Raw genomic sequence first — 16,789 nt, 5'->3', positions numbered from 1 at the left:
ATCACTTTTTGCGATAGATTTTCACAAAAAACTGCTACAATGCTTATATAAGGTAGGGTAGTATGAAAAAAATTAGCTATCTTCTTTTTTTATTGTGCGCTACATTTGAACTTTACGCAACCGATACGCTTTTTTTAGGGCCGACAAATATGCGCGTGAGCGAGGAGGGGGAAATTTCGTTTGTAGATAATACCCCCAAAACGCCCCCGTTTGACAATATGTGGGCGTATCGTTTTTATCCCACGCAAAAAAAATTGACGGGTCGCGGCGTGATTGTGGCGGTGGCGGACAGCGGTATTTCTTCGCACGTTGAATTTAACGGGAAAAATATACAAGGTCAAGATTTTACGCAATCGGCTTCGGTAGCCGACTTAAAAAACCACGGTACCGGAGTGGCGGGTATTATCGGGGCGCGCGGAGTGAAATTTACGGGTATTGCCCCGGACGCGCAGATTTTTGTGTATAAAATAGACGACGGCAGCCGTTTAATCGGTCCGCAAGCGGCTACGGCGGCTATCAATACGCTCCTTACCTATAATGAACAGCACCCCGATAAAAAAATTACGGTTTTGAATTTAAGCTACGGCGTGCATAATGGCGGAAATGTCGCGCTTACAAACGCCATTAACCGCGCGCACGACAGCGGCGTGGTGATTGTGTGTCCGTCGGGCAATTTCGGTTATCCCGGAGTACACTATCCGGCTAATTTGTGGTCCACCCTGGCGGTGGGTGCGCTTGCGGCTGACGGGAAAAGTGCGTATGTTAATTCTACCTTCGGTCCGCAGATAGATTTTATCGCCCCCGGGGACCGGGTCTATACCACCGACGCCGACGGCTCATATACCTTAATGAGCGGTACATCCGCGGCAGCAGGGTTTGTCAGCGCGGCGGCGGCGTTAGCGGTGGAAGGGTTGCAAAAGAAATTAGGTCGCTATCCCACCGTTGACGAAGTAAAACAAAGTTTAATTTCCGCTTCTTCCCTCGTGCCCGGCATCGCTAAAGAAAAACAAGGACACGGATTTATTGACGTAAAAAAATTGGAAGCCCAATTTAATTAAGACGGAAAACCTTTCTATCCTCCCCGAGAATTTGCTAAAATATTCCTATGAAAGAAAATTCCTTTTATCAAGATTACGATGTGCCGCAAGATTTGCGTTTTAAAACGGCAGACATTATCCGCATGGGCGGGCTCAAGTGTTCGTGCGTGATAAATGCCAAATACTTGGACGGACTTTTTGACGCGCCCAACCGCATTACAAAGGCCGCGGTGGAGTTGTCGTTTTCCGTAGCGAGCAGTGAAATCTTGGTGCAAGGCCGCGTGGACGGTGTGCGCGAGGTACAATGTGCGCGCTGTTTGAAGATGTCTAGTCAATCTTTTGCGGAAGAGTTTGTAGAAAGTTATAGCAATAAACAAGAAATAATTGATATAATGTACCTTGTGCGGCAAACGCTCGCATTAAGCGAAGATATTCGTTTTTTGTGCAAGCCGGATTGCAAAGGGTTATGCCCGATGTGCGGGCAAGATTTAAATGTTGCCCCGTGCACGTGCAAACCGGAGAATTTATCGCCGTTTGCTGCATTAAAAGGAAAATTTAAATAATAATTCTTTAGAATTGTTCTAGAGTAAAACAGGAGTAAAACAAATGCCGAATCCAAAGAAAAAACACACTCGTTCCCGCCGGGATATGAGAAGATCCCACAACTCGGGAGTGGAACTTCCGCAACTCGTGGAATGCCCCAACTGCAAAGCGATGCGCTTGCCGCACAACGTTTGTCCGTCTTGCGGTTTCTATAAAGACCGCGTAGTCGCCGCGCCCAAAGCAAAAGCCAAAGCGGAAAATAACGAAGCGAAATAAACTTTTGTATGAAAATAGCCTTGGACGCTCTGGGCGGCGATTTTGGAGCAAAACCCAATGTAGCAGGTGCGTTAAAAGCACTTAAAAAAGATGCCAAGTTGGAAGTAATTCTCGTTGGCAACGAGGAGGTTTTGCGTAAAGAATTGCGCGCGCAAGGGCATAGAAATTTGCCGGCGCGTTTGTCCATTGTACATGCTCCCAATACCATTGATATGGGGGCTGAACCTGCCAAAGAATGCCGCAATAAAAAAGATGCGAGCATCGTGGTATGTGCCGATTTGGTGCGTACCCACCGGGCGGACGCTTTCGTCTCTGCCGGGCACTCCGGCGCGGCGATGGTCGCGGCGTTATTTGGTATGGGACGCATCAAAGGGGTCCAGCGTCCGGCTATTGCTTCGCCGATGCCTACGTATAAAGGTGTCTGTTTGTTGTTAGACGCCGGAGCCAATGCCGATTGTAAACCGATTCACTTGTTACAATTTGCGGTCATGGGCTCTACGTACATGCAAAAAGTATTTGATATTCCCGCTCCGTCGGTGGGGGTGCTCTCTATCGGCGAAGAAGAAACAAAAGGGAACATGCTTGTTAAACATACCGTGCCGCACATGCGCGAAATCGGGGTAAACTTCCGCGGGACCGTGGAAGGCCGTGATGTAAACACCGGCGAAACCGACGTGATTGTGTGCGACGGATTTGTCGGCAACATCGTATTGAAAACAGCGGAAGGCCTTGCCAAAACTATGATCCGGATGATCAAGCGCGAAGTTAAAAAACGTCCGCTTGCTATGTTGGGTTCGCTGTTATCGTTAGGTGCATTTAAGGCGGTAAAAAACCACACTAACCCCGATTGCTACGGCGGTGCGCCGCTGGTAGGTGTGAACGGGGTGGCGATTATCGCACACGGTAAATCAAACGATTTTGCTATTTTTAACGCTATTAAAACAGCCGCGCGTTTGGTAGAAAAAGATTTCATCGGCGATGTGGCTGCAAAAATGGCCGCTTTAAAACCGACGTTTGAAAAAATTGAGCAGGAAATACACGGGGAAAAATAATCATGGCTGACTTCAAAGGTAAAAACGTTTTAATTACCGGCGCGTCGCGCGGGATCGGGTTTGCCTTAGCCGAAGCGTTTGCACAAGCGGGGGCGAATTTGTCCCTGTGTGCCACACACGAAGACGCGCTGAAAGAAGCCGCCCAAAAGTTAGCCGGATACGGGGTGAAAATTTATACGCAAGCGGTAGATATTTCCCGTGCCGAAGATTGTGATAAATTGGTCCAAAATACAGTAGCCGAACTCGGCTCGTTAGACGTGCTTGTTAATAATGCCGGCATCACGCGCGATAATTTGACCGTGCGTATGAGCGAACAAGATTGGGACGACGTTATTACCATCAATTTAAAAGGTACTTTTTTAATGTCTAAAGCCGCTTTAAAAGTGATGTTTAAAAAACGCAGCGGCAACATTGTAAACATTTCTTCCGTGGTGGGGGAAATGGGAAACCCCGGGCAGGCCAATTATGTGGCCAGCAAGGCGGGAATAATCGGGCTGACTAAAACGTTAGCCAAAGAATTTGGCGGGCGTAATGTGCGGGTAAACGCCGTCGCGCCCGGATTTGTGCAAACGGCCATGACGGACGCTTTGCCCGAAGACGTAAAAGCCAAAGCGTTAGAGGCAATCGCGCTTAAACGGTTTGCCACTACGCAGGATATCGCCAAGGCAGTTTTGTTCTTGGCCTCAGATGACGCCTCGTATATTACGGGGCATGTGCTTGCCGTGAACGGCGGGCTATATATGTAGAATTTAGAAGGGGATACCCTTTAAAAAATACGGAGGACAACATGTCTGTAGAAAACGTACAAGAAAGAGTGAAAAACATCATCGTGGAACAATTGGGTGTGGAAGCCGACCAAGTAAAACCGGAAGCCCAATTCGTCAACGACTTAGGGGCTGATTCTTTGGACACCGTGGAACTCATCATGGCGTTGGAAGAAGAATTTGACGTTGAAATTCCTGATGAAAAAGCCGAAAAAATCAAAACGGTAGGCGAAGCCATTTCTTACATTGAAGAAAACGCCAAGAAATAAACGTGTACACGGATATTGAAAATATCATCGGGTACCGCTTTAAAAACAAAGACTTTTTACAGGAAGCACTCACTCATAAATCTTTCGCGGGCGAGCGCCGTAACGTTAAGCATAACGAGCGGCTTGAGTTCTTGGGAGATAGTATATTAGGCGCGGTGGTTGCAGATTATATTTACAACCAATGCCCTCATGTAGAAGAGGGGGTGCTTTCTAAAATAAAGTCCAATTTGGTTTCCAGGCGGAACCTTTATGTGTGGGGCAAACAAATGGACTTGGGGCGTTTTATGCTGCTAAGCCATGGGGAAATTTGCACCGGCGGCCGCGAACGCGACAGTATTATTTCCAACGCGGTAGAGGCCGTGCTCGGCGCTGTGTACTTAGACGGCGGCTATCCGGCGGCGGAATCAGTTATTTTGCCGTGGGTAAAAACACAAGCCCTTACACAAGACGCGCAAGATTACAAAAGTATCTTGCAGGAATTTTTGCAAAAACGCGGACCGCAAACGCCTGTGTATGAAGTCGTCCAGACTGTCGGGCCGGAACACGATAAAGTGTTTACCGTGCAAGTAAGTTTGTCGGGCCGCGTATTAGGTAGCGGTAAAGGCCATAATAAAAAATCAGCCGAACAAGCCGCCGCCCAAAACGCATTAACCCAACTGAAAAAATAGCAGGAGTTGTATGCCGTTTCCTACCAAACCTTCTAAACACGTGGCGATCATCCCGGAAAAACAAGCCGGGAAGTTATCATCGTCTGTTACCAAAAAACCGCTACTGGCACTTCTTATCATAGCGGCTTTGCCGTTAGTGATATTGGTAGCGTTTACGTTTAAAAGCGGTTTGCAACCCCGGGTGTCAAAAAGCAATCAAAAATTGGTAGTGCGGCAAACCTCTACGGAACTGGCCGACGAGGCCACCGAACTGTTACAACACCGCGATACGGCCGGGTTTTTGGATATGTTGGAGCAAAAACTTGGCTCTAATGTTAATATCGTCAACAGTAAGGGCGATCCGTTATTGTTGGTCGCGGCCACATTGGGTAATGTAGAAGCGGTGCGGCAAATTATTTTGGCGGGGGCCGACGTCAACAAAAAAAATGCCTTTACTAAAGATACCGCCCTGTTGCGTGCTTTATATTATTTGGATGACACGGAAATTGCCCGCTTGCTTGTTTTTGCCGGAGCCGATATCAATGCCGTCAATAACTACAACCACTCACCGATGTTTCTGGCCTTGGAAAAACAACGCAACGACATGGTTGACCTGTTTTTATCAAGCGGCGTTTCCGAAGGGTTAAACGGCGATTATTTATTCCGGGCCAGTGCCAAGAAAAATAACGTAGGCGTAATTGCCATGCTCAAAGGCGGTATTGACCCGAATATCAGTAACGAAAAAGGTAATACGCCACTAATTATTTCGTCCTCGCTAGGCGATTTGGAAAGCGTGCGCGATTTGCTTGCTTACCGGGCCGATGTCAATGCGGCCAATAACGACGGTAATACCGCCCTTATTTATGCCGCGCGTTACAATCAGCCGGAAGTAGTACGCGAACTCTTAAAACCGCAAACCATGCAAGCCCCGGTAGATGTAAACGCGCAAAACAAACTGGGCCAAACCGCTTTATATTGGGCCGCCTCAAAGGGATATGTGGATATTGTAAAACGTCTGTTAGCGGCCGATGCCGATGCTACTTTAGCCGCAAACGACGGTTTAATTCCGTATGCCGCCGCCCGCCAGAAAAAACGCACCGCGGTGCTTCCGTGGTTTGAAAAAGATTTAACCGTTGTAAAAAACACCGTTATTGAAGAAGATAATGCCGCGCTGATTGCGCAAGCCAAAGCCGAAGGGCGCGAACTGCCTAACGCACAACAAGAAGCGGCCGCTATTACGGATGCCGATATTTTTAAAGCGGCTCAGACGGGCGATGTCAGTTTGGCACGCCGCGTAGTGGCGCAAAACAAATCGGTCGTATTTGATAAAAATAAAGAGGGCGATACGCCGCTGTTGGTAGCCGTGCAAAACGGGCAAACCGAAATGGTAGATTATTTGCTTAGCAATATGGCGCGCTTGTTTGAAGCGTCGCCCAAGGGTAACGTCTTTCACCAGGCGGTGCAAGCGCAGAATATGGATATGCTTAAACATCTTGTGCAACTGGCCCGGCAAGAGGGGCGTTTGGCATTGATGTTAGAATATAAAGCCAATTTGGCGGGCAAGAAACAGCTTACGCCGCTAGGACTTGCCGCCGTCAACTGCGATAAAGAAATGTACGACTATTTATTATCCGTTGGGGCTAAGCCGGGCCTGCACGCTACTTCGCCCAATATCTTAGGGATAGAATCGCCCGTAGATTTAATGGCCAAATGCAAAGCCAAGCCCGCCCAAGCCAAAAAATTAACGGCTAAAAAGAAATAATCTGTTGTGTTTCCGTTCAAAAAGGCCCAGCATAAAACTGGGCCTTTTGGTTCTTGTTTTTTTGGGATAAAGGTGTCATAATAAGAGTATGAAGAGGTTTGTTTTTCTGGTTATTTTTTGTTCATTAGTTGCGCCATGCTATGCCCAATTTAGACCCAACGTGCCTAAGTTGACGGGTGCAGTTTCCCGTCAGGCGGCTCACGCGCAGATTGGTTACGCCGGCCGTTTGACAACGCCCGGTATGATACACACGGTGCCCAGGGTTTCCGTGGCGGGATATTTCCATTTGCTCGGTTCGGGCAAAATAGCCGAGCCCGTTATTCACTTTCCTGCGCCCGAAGTACCCAAAAAAATCGTTCCGTCACCCATGCGCTCGTTGGAATCTTTGCAGTTAGAGGCCACGGCACTGGGATTAGATGAGCGGCATTTGGCAACGTATACGCGCCAAGATTTAAACGATTTTATTAACTCTTACAAAGCCATGGAGACTACCAAAGAAGTGCGTTCTCGTTTTGAACAGGGAGAATTTGAAAATACGATAGAGGGATTGCATGCTCTCTACGACTGGGCGAAATTACAACCTGATTTTGTGGAAGGGAATTATATTCCTCCGCGCTTGATGGGAATTGAATATGAAGCACCGTTTTATCCGGTCCGACAATTGCGTATATTGATAGTACGGGATGAATCTTCGGGTTGGCGCGAACTGATGGAACTGTCCAAAGAACACCCCGGCATGCTGGTAGACCGGACGCACGATGTGTCGGAAGCGTTTGAACTATTAAATACGATTTCCTATGATATCGTGCTAGCAGATTTTACGTTGGGGAACAGAAACGGTTTAGAAGTAAGTATGTATGTTTGGAATAAAAAATTGCATATCCCGGTGATTTGTTATTCGTGTGAACCGTATAGTAAATATACGTTATTTAAGTATAATATGGTGGGGCAGATCCCGGTAGCGTACGATATGGACGAAGCCGAGAGAGTACTTAATTATTTAAGTAACATGGTAGCTACCGGTAAGGCATATCAAAACTAATATGAAAAAATATAACTTGTTTATTTTACCCGGTTTTTTAATCGCACTCTTGTTGGGGGGCGTGTCTGAATTATGTGCGGGCGGATGGCCGCCTGTGCCCAAAAATCCGGCCCGTATTTTTCACTTGCGTAAGCCAAGTGTACTCCACCCGGGGCTTAATGTTACGCGTCCGGTCCATTTATCGCCCATAAGGGGGGGCTTCGCTGCCCACCCTACGCTTCCGGCTACCCCGGCGGCAGTGCCTACTACAAGCGCTTTATCCAACGCCGTACAACATCAAGCTGTACAGGCGCAAGTTTCCAGCGGGTTGGTGTCTGCTTTTCATACGTTTGGTGAGGAAACAGAATTTGTTTCGTCAGAAAGACCACCCGTTTGGGAACTCATGGGCGGAAACACTTCGTCCTCAAGCAACGGGAAGAAGATGTCCGCGTTGCAGTTGCGTATTGCGCTTTCCGAGGAACATGCCCTTCCACCCAATGCCAACGAGTGGGACCGCGATTCTTTGCAAGAATTTTACGATACGTACCTGAGTTTAAAGTCCGGTGCGGCGGTAGCTTCGCGTTTTTCGGGGAAAGAATCGGAACGTAGAATTTGGGCGCGTAGCCAACCGGACTATTTAGAAGAAAATTATGTGTATGATACATACACCTTGCCTTTTAGCCCGCAAGTAGATAAATTACGTGTTTTGGTAGTTAATGATAAACGCGAGCCGTTAGAACCTTTATTAGAAGCCGCCGCTAAAGATTCGCGGGTAGATGTTACTTGGGCCCTGAGTCCCAAAAGTGTAATTACCAAGTTGCAATCCGGTTTTTACGATGTGGTATTATGTGACTATGTCATGCGTGGCGGTACGGCAGATATGCTGGGGATGAAAGTATATAACGAAAAAATTGCTGTGCCGGTGGTGCTTTACTCCGCGGCCGGAGCTACGCCGGATTATTTGCTCAGTCACAATATCTTAGGCCGCATAGATATTGCGCTGACGGCTCCGGATGCAAAACGGGTATTTAATTATTTAAGCAATTTAAAAGCTTGGCACCAACAACTTCAAACCGTTGCTGCTGCCCCGCAAGGCGTATCCGAATTGGGCTATTTCCATTTGTTAGGTAACGACAATGCACCCACCCTTCCGGCGTGGGCAGAAAGGGCTGAGCAAACGTCAGCCCGGCCCCGTCCTTCTTATCCGGCTAAACGCTCGCGTGAGTCCTTGGAGCTTGAATTAACTGCCTACGGCTTTCAAGCCCAGGTGTTGGAAAAGATGTCCCGCGATGACATGGAGGAATTATTAAATTCTTATAAAGCGTTTGTATCGGCTAAAACAGTAACTCCCCGCTATGATTTTACTAACGGAACGTTGATGGAACAACTCAAACATTTGGAAGAATGGGCACAGACTCAGCCCGATTATGTTGAAGACAATTACAATGCTTATAGCGTTGCCGATGACGAGTTTGGAAATTACAAATATTCGCTACCGTTTAATCCGGCGGCAAAGTCCATGCGCATATTGGCGGTGCGGGATGACGAATATGGGGTGGATGAACTAACCGAAGTCGTCAGCCGCTTACACCCCGAAGTAACCATAGAGCTTGCCACCAGCGTAGCGGAGGCCAAATCGTTGTTGGCTTACAAACACTATGATGTGGTATTAACGGACTATGTACTTGGTGAAGAACACAACGGATTTGAAGTATCTATGTATGTGTGGAATAACAAATTAAATATTCCGGTAGTCTCTTATTCTGATGCGCCCATGGCCCCGTTGACGTTATTTCAGTATAACATCGTGGGGGAAGTGGAGCCGGCCATTTTCCCGGATGAGGCCGAAAGAGTTCTGAACTATTTAAGTAACATCGCGGCTACCGGTAAAGCCTACCCGAACGGAAAATAAAAATCGTATTTTTTGATAAGCCCCGCTTTTAAAGCGGGGTTTTTTTGTTGTTTCTTCGTCGTAAAAATAACACTTGACATTGTTTTTTTTTTTGATTTAATTTAATTAAACAGAAATCAAACGGAGGAATTTTGTATGGAAAAAGAAATTAAAAAAAGTATGTCATCCCCGAGTGTTGCTGTCGGGGATCTTCGTATTTTTGTTTCGGATGGGATGGTCAACAAGCGAAAGAAAATCGGGAGATACCCGAGTCTTCGCCGGACGGGAAATTTCGGGCATGACAAATCTTTATTCTTTAACAATGGTGCATTTACGTTAATTGAACTCTTAGTGGTCGTCCTCATCATCGGTATACTTGCGGCGGTGGCTTTGCCGCAGTATCAAAAGGCGGTGTGGAAAAGCAAAAACACACAATTAAAAACATTGGTAAAAGCCATACACCAGGCCGAAAACGCCTATTATTTAGCCAACGGTGAATATGCCGTCAATTTTGAAGATTTATCCATTGACTTACCTTTGACGCCTAAAACAACTCCTTCTGTGTCGGTAGTGATTGCCGGAACGGATGCGGTGCGCCAAGGAAAAGATTTTGAAATTACGTTAAATGGTTCTTCCAATGCTAACATCAGCGTCATTGGCATGTGGAGGGATGGGCCCTATCAAAGAGCGGGTTTTAGGATGTCTTCTGACGGAACAATGTATTGTATGGAAGATTCCCGCTATGAAATAAATTTTTGTGAAAAGTTGGAAAAAGCCAGCCCAACCAATTTGATGGGCGGCGTGTATCGCTATTATCAAATGCCGTAAATAAAACTTTTACAAACAACAACGGCCTGTGCTTTTTTGCACAGGCCGTCATTTTTTTCGTTTCTTCTAAATCAAGGGTGTATCTTATCCATCATACGGGCAAACGGGATCGTTTCGCGCACGTGTTGAAGTCCGCACACCCAACGTACCATGCGTTCAATACCCATACCAAACCCGGCATGCGGCACACTGCCGTATTTACGTAAGTCCAAATACCAGCTATATCCTTCGGGGTCCAGCCCTTGTTCTTTAATGCGGGCAAGTAGCGCATCGTAATCGGCCTCTCTTTCGCTACCGCCGATAATTTCGCCGGCGCCTTCCGGCCCGATAACGTCTACTGCCAAAACGACTTTGGGGTTTTTCGGGTCGCGTTTCATATAAAACGCTTTGATAGCGGTGGGATAGCGGTGAATCATAATAGGCGTGTCGTAATCTTCGCCCAGTAGGGTTTCTTCGTCGCCGCCGATATCGCCGCCCCACGGGGTGTCGTTGCCTTTTTTATGCAAAATTTCAATAGCGTCTGTGTAGTCAATACGCGGGAATTTCTTTTCCACGGTGGCTTGTAATTTAGACGTATCGCGCTCCAATAATTTCAAATCTGCAGCGCGGTTTTTTAACACCTGTGCGACGATGTATTTAATAAAATCTTCGGCCAGGTCCATGTTATCGTCTAAATCGTTGTAGGCAACTTCCGGCTCCACCATCCAAAATTCGGTTAAGTGGCGGCGCGTTTTAGATTTTTCCGCGCGGAACGTCGGCCCGAAACAATACGTTTTGCCAAGAGCCATCGCCGAGGCCTCGCCGTAGAGTTGACCGCTTTGGGACAAAAACGCTTTTTGCCCGAAGTAATCGGTTTCAAATAACGTGCTGGTGCCTTCGCACGCGGCGGGGGTTAAAATGGGGGAGTCCGACAAGATAAACCCGTTCTTGTGCAGATATTCGCGGATAGCAAAAATGATTTCATCACGCACGCGCAAAATGGCGGTTTGTTTCGCCGAGCGCAACCACAAGTGACGGTTTTGCATTAAGAAATCCGGCCCGTGTTCTTTGGGCGAAATCGGATAATCTTTTGCCATTTGGACTACTTCTAAATTTTTTACGCCGAGTTCAAAACCCAAGGGTGAGCGTTTATCTTCGCGCACCGTTCCGGTAACGATAATGGAAGATTCTTGCGTTACTTTATCGCCCAAGTCAAATTGTTCGGGGGACACTTCGCCTTTAAACATGACGCATTGGATAATACCGCTACCGTCGCGCAGTTGCAAAAAATGGAGTTTACCGCTGGAGCGTTTGTTGTAGAGCCAACCGTGCAAAGTAATTTCTTGGCCGACGTATTGGCCAACGTCTTTCACGCGAATTTTGTTTAACATAAAAACCTCGTTGATAAAAAATAATATATTTCTATTTTATCTTTTTAATGAGAGAAAGAGCAACGAAAACAAAAAATTTTTGTTTTCAAAAAATATTTGCTATAATAAATATGTCGTAAGGAAACCGTTTTACGGGCGTGTAGCTCAGCTGGGAGAGCGCCTCGTTCGCAACGAGGAGGTCGTCGGTTCGATCCCGATCACGTCCAAAATTAGAAAGCTCCGCGAAAGCGGGGCTTTATAATTTTATATGTGATATAAACCGAAAGACCGATTCGTTGTGAACTGGGGCGCGTTTTGCTCCGAAGTGAGCTAACGAGGAGGTCGTCGGGTGGGTCCCCGATCACGTCCAAAATTAGAAAGCTCCGCGAAAGCGGGGCTTTTTTAATGGGATGATTTTTTGTTCTCGTATAAAATGCTAAAATATCTTATATGGCAAAATTAGTTAGAGGGTTTAGAGATATTTTTGAGCCCCAAGCAAAAAATTTTACTCAGTTAGAAACTTGCGCCCGCGAAGTGTTTTCGCTTTACGGGTTTAGCGAACTGCGCTTACCGACGGTAGAACAAAAAGAACTTTTTGTAAAATCTACCGGGGAAACGACCGATATCGTCCAAAAAGAAATGTACGCATTTGAAGATGCCGGACACCGCCAACTGGCTATCCGCCCCGAGGGCACCCCCGGCGTGGTGCGTGCATATTTGGAAAATAATTTCGTCCAACAAGCCCCGGTGCAAAAATTTTATTATATCGGCAATATGTTCCGCGCCGAACGCCCGCAAGCGGGCCGCTACCGCGAGTTTGAACAAATCGGTGCCGAATATATCGGCAATTCTGCTCCGGCGGCCGATGCCGAAGTAATTTTGATGTTAAAAGACATCGTTGCCAAGTTCGGCGCGAAAAATTATACCGTCAAAATCAATAGCTTAGGGTGCGATAAATGCCGCCCCGTTTACCGCCAAGCACTCATTGATTTTTTATCTAAAGAGAAAGATACCTTGTGCGAAAATTGCCAAACACGTTTGGAAAAAAACCCCTTGCGTGTGTTAGATTGCAAAATTGACGGAGCCCGTTTTGCGGGCCGTGTGCCGACGATGCAACTGTGCCCTGAGTGTGAGGCGCATTTTGACGAAGTACAACGCTTGTTAAAAGGCAAAATCAATTTTATAGTAGATCCCATGCTTGTGCGCGGGCTTGATTATTACTCCCGCACCGTGTTTGAATTTCAAGCAGGCGATGCTTCCCAAAACGCAATTGCGGCGGGGGGAAGATACGATACGCTTGTGAAAAATATGGGCGGCCCGGCCACGCCGGCTATCGGGTGGGCCATGGGCGCAGAGCGCGTCATCTTATCGCGTGGCGACGTGGAATTTGTTAAGCCCAAAAGTGTCTATTTTGTATCCATGGACAAAACGTGTAACGAAGCCGCATTTAATTTAATGCAAACCTTACGCGCCGCGGGTATTAAAACGGAAGGCGGGCTCTTTGATAAAAACATCAAAGGCCAAATGAAACAAGCCGACCGTTGCGGCGCGTCGTATGCCGTGATTATCGGCTCGGACGAACTAACCGCGCGCGAAGTAACTTTAAAAAATTTACAGTCGGGAGAACAAAAAAGAATTTCCTTTGACGCTTTAGTAAGTGAGGTAAAAAAATTCCTATGAAACGAACCAATTACTGCGGCGATATTACCGCTGAATTATTAGGCACTAAACAAACCTTATGCGGTTGGGTGAACAGCTACCGCAACCACGGCGGCGTTCTTTTTATCAACGTGCGCGACCGCAGTGGGGTATGCCAATTAGTAGTAGAGCCCAACAGCCCGTTTTTTGATACGGCGTATGGACTACGCAACGAGTATGTTATTGAGGTAACGGGTACGGTTAAACGCCGCATTGAGGGGGCTGTCAACCCCAATATGAAAACGGGCGAAATTGAAATTTTGGTAGAAGATTTGAAAGTATTAAATACGTGCATCCCCTTGCCTTTTGATGTGGAAAATTCACGCGGTGTGGCTGAAGAAATCCGCTTAAAATACCGCTATTTAGATTTGCGCAACCCAAAGATGTTTTCCAACTTGCTGTTGCGCCACCGTATTGCACAAGCCGCGCGGCGGTATTTAGACGCGCAAGGTTTCTTGGAAGTAGAAACGCCTATTTTAACCCGCTCCACGCCCGAAGGCGCGCGCGATTACCTCGTGCCGTCCCGCGTACACCATGGCGAATTTTACGCTTTGCCGCAAAGCCCGCAGATGTTCAAACAGACCTTAATGGCCAGCGGCATTGACCGCTATTTCCAATTGGCACGGTGTTTTCGCGATGAAGATTTGCGCGCCGACCGCCAACCCGAACATACGCAGATTGATATGGAAATGTCGTTTGTAACCATTAACGACATCCACGAAATTGTGGAAGGGCTCATGAAGGAAATTTTCAAGACGGCGGGCAAAGAATTACAAACGCCGTTTATTAAAATTCCGTTTGACGAAGCCATGGATAAATACGGCTCGGACAAGCCCGATTTACGTTACGAGTTGCAACTGGTCAATGTGTCTGACTTGTTTGCCAAAACCGGATTCAAAGTGTTCCAAGACGTACTTGCCGCCAAAGGCGCTATCTACGCACTCAAAGGCGAAAAGGGAGCCGCTTATTCGCGCGGTCATTTAGATAAACTAACCGAACTGGCGAAAAAGAACGGGGCGAAAGGCCTTGTGTGGCTGAAAGTAAAAGACGGTAAATACGAAGGCCCCGCTGCTAAATTTTTCACGCCCGAAGAACTCTGCGCACTTAAACAGGCGGTAGGGGCGCAAGACGGAGATGCTATCTTAGTAGGTAGCGACGCAAACAAACGCACGTGCCAAAGTTTTATGGGGGCTCTGCGCAAGGAGCTCGTTAAAGAGTTGCCGCAAAAAACCGATTGGGCGTTTGCGTGGATCACCAACTTCCCGTTGTTAGAATATATCCCGGAAGAGGACCGCTGGGACGCGGCGCACAACCCTTTTACGGCCGCGGTAGAAGAAGATTTACCTAATTTGGAAAAAGACCCGGGCTCCGTGCGTTCGTACCAGTTTGACTTGGTACTTAACGGAAACGAGCTCGCGTCCGGCTCGGTGCGTAACTGCCGCCGCGACGTGCAAGAGCGTATTTTGGCCTTGATGAAACACTCCAAAGAAGACGCCGCTATCCGCTTTGGTATGCTCTTAAATGCGCTGGAAGCCGGCGCACCGCCACACGGAGGTATCGGCCTGGGGTTGGACCGCATTACCGCGCTACTGGCCGGGGAAGAATCTATCCGTGAAGTTATTGCGTTCCCCAAAACGGCGCAAGCGGCCTGCCCGCTAACTGAGTCGCCCAATAAGGTAGACGATAAACAGTTACAAGAGCTGGGCATTGAAATTACAAAAGAGTAAAAGTAAGCCCCGCCAACGCGGGGCTTTTCTTTTTATCAATTTCAGTTATAATAATAGTATGAACCAAAATAAATCTTTCTTTATCTTAACTTTCGTACTGGCGGCCCTACTGGCCGTAGTATTTTATTCTTCTACACAAGACAAACAAGATACGGCGGGTTTTTTGCCCTCCGGCGCGCACCGCACCAGAACAACGGCTAAACCGATTACCAATCCGGCTTTAGAGCAACTGAAAACCCAAGAGTTTTTAGGGCTGGAGGATGCAACGGGTACAGAGACCGATTCTTCCCGGCCGTCTGATACGGTGGCCAATAACACCGGTCTACCGGTTGTTTCTTCACCGTTAGAAAGAAAAACGAGCCCCTCTATCTCCATAAGTCCGTCTTTGGCGCGCACCGGACAACTTGCCACGACGCCAGTTCCTACTTATGCAACGCAACGCGAGCCGTCTTTATATAACCAAGCCGCGCAAAATTTACAAGAAGGCCGTGCGGTTACTCCGTCCGGTTCTTATGGCTCTACTTCGGGCGCAACTATGCCACAACGGGCGTATCAAATGGGGGGGAATTTTGCGTCCGGCTCAACTAACGAACAGGAACAAAATAAAACATCCAAAGCGTTATTCTCGCCGTATATGGCCGCGCTGACTAAAGATGAAGCGGCCAAATTGGAAAAAACATTAGACGGCTTAACCGACCGCGTGGAAGAAGCCGTTTTGCGTGCCTTACTGCCTAAGAGTAAAAAAGATACAAATATTGAAAAATATTTATCGCGTAATTCTTCCGGTGGGCAAAGTGCGTCTGCGGCCCAGTCTGGTCCGTTTGCGCAAGTGGCTAAACAAATTTCCTATCAAAAAAATAACATCGTTAAAAGCATGCAAAGTGCCTTTGGCGCGGGTGCGGCCAAGCAGGCCGGACAAATCATGGACGCTTACCAACAGGAACTTATGAACGTGCTAAACCAAGAGGGTTTATCCACGCAAGAGCGTCAACAAAAAACGCGCCAAATCAGTAAAAAATACAACGATAAACTCAAAGATTTAAGTGCCAACGAAGGGCAAAAACGCATGCAAGATCAATTAAACAAGCGCGACGGCGATTTGTTGGCGCATTATAAAAAATCGTACGATGAAAAAACCGCCGCGGCTTTGGGAGCCATTATGGATAAATACCGCGCACAGGAACTGGCACTTGCCCAACAGGAACTTACGCAAGATGAGTATTTTGAAAAAGCGTTAGCTCTCCAACGCAAGCGTGACGCTGAAATGCGTAAATATTTGACGGATAATAAAAAATCACTCTCGCCGTATGTCAATGCACCTCGCCAAGAGGAACAACAAAACGCTGACGAGTTACAACTACCGTATCATGCGTCTGAGCAAGAGCAGAAACTCCGTCAGCAAGATATTGTGGAGCGTTCCAACGCGTTACTTAAGGAAGCTCACCGTTTGTATGGCGATGAGGGGTCGGCTGTGTTCCAAGATATTTACCAACGCTACGCCGATGAAATGGCAGAGATTTGGGCAAACCCGGAAACAACTAAACAGGAAAAAGAGGCCCTTTCCGAAAAAGCCCTACGCAAAAATAACGACGACACCACCCGCGCACAACTAAAACTGGACGAAGAACGATACATCCAAGCCGTGCGGCAAAGTATGGCTGATGCCGCCCCGGAAATGATTGCCGATACCGAACAACACGTGCGCAACGTATTGGATCAAATGAACGCACGTATTGATGCTATTTTAAGTAACCCGAATTTGACCGACGAGCAACGCCAACAGCAAATGCAAGAAGCTCGCCAAGTGGCCCAACGTCAACTGACGGGAAAATAAAATATAAATTGTCTTTTCTCAAGCCGCTCAGGTTTCCGGGGCGGCTGTTTGTTTGTTACCTGCCCCCGGCAAGGGGGGTTGACAAATAAAA

15 protein-coding genes and 1 tRNA gene are annotated in these 16,789 nt (G+C 47.4%); 15 read left to right on the top strand and 1 reads right to left on the bottom strand.

Features of this window, described 5'->3' with window-relative positions:
- Nucleotides 1-62 precede the first annotated feature (62 nt).
- The 11 genes from ACQY2W_RS00315 to ACQY2W_RS00265 all read left to right on the top strand — a co-directional run bounded on the left by ACQY2W_RS00315 (nucleotide 63) and on the right by ACQY2W_RS00265 (nucleotide 10,090).
- Entirely contained in the window at nucleotides 63-1,058 is a 996-nt protein-coding gene (locus ACQY2W_RS00315; protein ID WP_428048546.1) for a S8 family peptidase, read from the top strand.
- A 47-nt stretch (nucleotides 1,059-1,105) separates the two neighbouring features.
- Nucleotides 1,106-1,600 (top strand): YceD family protein, encoded by a 495-nt coding sequence (locus ACQY2W_RS00310; RefSeq protein ID WP_428048544.1) that lies wholly within the window; start codon nucleotides 1,106-1,108, stop codon nucleotides 1,598-1,600.
- Nucleotides 1,601-1,643: 43 nt separating this feature from the next.
- Nucleotides 1,644-1,856, top strand: a complete 213-nt coding sequence (rpmF, locus tag ACQY2W_RS00305; protein WP_428048542.1) for a 50S ribosomal protein L32 — start codon at nucleotides 1,644-1,646, stop codon at nucleotides 1,854-1,856.
- An 8-nt stretch (nucleotides 1,857-1,864) separates the two neighbouring features.
- Nucleotides 1,865-2,908, top strand: a complete 1,044-nt coding sequence (plsX, locus tag ACQY2W_RS00300) for a phosphate acyltransferase PlsX (RefSeq protein ID WP_428048540.1) — start codon at nucleotides 1,865-1,867, stop codon at nucleotides 2,906-2,908.
- A 2-nt stretch (nucleotides 2,909-2,910) separates the two neighbouring features.
- On the top strand, nucleotides 2,911-3,654 hold the full coding sequence (gene fabG, locus ACQY2W_RS00295; RefSeq protein ID WP_428048538.1) for a 3-oxoacyl-[acyl-carrier-protein] reductase: 744 nt from the start codon (nucleotides 2,911-2,913) through the stop codon (nucleotides 3,652-3,654).
- 41 nt (nucleotides 3,655-3,695) lie between these two features.
- A complete protein-coding gene (gene acpP, locus ACQY2W_RS00290; protein ID WP_428048536.1) occupies nucleotides 3,696-3,941 on the top strand; it encodes an acyl carrier protein in 246 nt (81 codons plus the stop codon).
- A 2-nt stretch (nucleotides 3,942-3,943) separates the two neighbouring features.
- A complete protein-coding gene (gene rnc, locus ACQY2W_RS00285; protein WP_428048534.1) occupies nucleotides 3,944-4,609 on the top strand; it encodes a ribonuclease III in 666 nt (221 codons plus the stop codon).
- Nucleotides 4,610-4,619: 10 nt separating this feature from the next.
- Nucleotides 4,620-6,350: an ankyrin repeat domain-containing protein gene (locus ACQY2W_RS00280; protein ID WP_428048532.1), complete on the top strand. Its 1,731-nt coding sequence runs from the start codon at nucleotides 4,620-4,622 to the stop codon at nucleotides 6,348-6,350.
- 88 nt (nucleotides 6,351-6,438) lie between these two features.
- Nucleotides 6,439-7,392, top strand: a complete 954-nt coding sequence (locus ACQY2W_RS00275) for a response regulator (RefSeq protein ID WP_428048530.1) — start codon at nucleotides 6,439-6,441, stop codon at nucleotides 7,390-7,392.
- 1 nt (nucleotide 7,393) lies between these two features.
- Nucleotides 7,394-9,283 (top strand): hypothetical protein, encoded by a 1,890-nt coding sequence (locus tag ACQY2W_RS00270; protein WP_428048528.1) that lies wholly within the window; start codon nucleotides 7,394-7,396, stop codon nucleotides 9,281-9,283.
- A 135-nt stretch (nucleotides 9,284-9,418) separates the two neighbouring features.
- Nucleotides 9,419-10,090, top strand: coding sequence for a type IV pilin protein (locus ACQY2W_RS00265; RefSeq protein WP_428048526.1), 672 nt, complete (start codon nucleotides 9,419-9,421; stop codon nucleotides 10,088-10,090).
- A 71-nt stretch (nucleotides 10,091-10,161) separates the two neighbouring features.
- Here the strand turns inward: ACQY2W_RS00265 and asnS are convergent, their stop codons facing one another.
- Nucleotides 10,162-11,460, bottom strand: a complete 1,299-nt coding sequence (asnS, locus tag ACQY2W_RS00260) for an asparagine--tRNA ligase (protein ID WP_428048524.1) — start codon at nucleotides 11,458-11,460, stop codon at nucleotides 10,162-10,164.
- Nucleotides 11,461-11,593: 133 nt separating this feature from the next.
- On the opposite strand from asnS, the gene ACQY2W_RS00255 reads away from it, so the two are divergent.
- The 4 genes from ACQY2W_RS00255 (at nucleotide 11,594) to ACQY2W_RS00240 (ending at nucleotide 16,698) form a co-directional block, all read left to right on the top strand.
- Nucleotides 11,594-11,666: transfer RNA gene (locus tag ACQY2W_RS00255), tRNA-Ala, on the top strand.
- A 223-nt stretch (nucleotides 11,667-11,889) separates the two neighbouring features.
- Nucleotides 11,890-13,119 (top strand): histidine--tRNA ligase, encoded by a 1,230-nt coding sequence (gene hisS, locus ACQY2W_RS00250; RefSeq protein WP_428048522.1) that lies wholly within the window; start codon nucleotides 11,890-11,892, stop codon nucleotides 13,117-13,119.
- Nucleotides 13,116-14,864 (top strand): aspartate--tRNA ligase, encoded by a 1,749-nt coding sequence (aspS, locus tag ACQY2W_RS00245; RefSeq protein ID WP_428048520.1) that lies wholly within the window; start codon nucleotides 13,116-13,118, stop codon nucleotides 14,862-14,864. The genes hisS and aspS overlap by 4 nt, the downstream gene beginning before the upstream one ends.
- A gap of 58 nt (nucleotides 14,865-14,922) precedes the next feature.
- Entirely contained in the window at nucleotides 14,923-16,698 is a 1,776-nt protein-coding gene (locus ACQY2W_RS00240; protein WP_428048518.1) for a hypothetical protein, read from the top strand.
- Nucleotides 16,699-16,789: the final 91 nt, after the last annotated feature.

This window comes from Candidatus Avelusimicrobium caledoniensis (genome assembly GCF_902756455.1).
In the GTDB taxonomy this organism is placed as follows: domain Bacteria; phylum Elusimicrobiota; class Elusimicrobia; order Elusimicrobiales; family Elusimicrobiaceae; genus Avelusimicrobium; species Avelusimicrobium caledoniense.
This window is presented reverse-complemented; position numbering and strand designations above follow the sequence as displayed.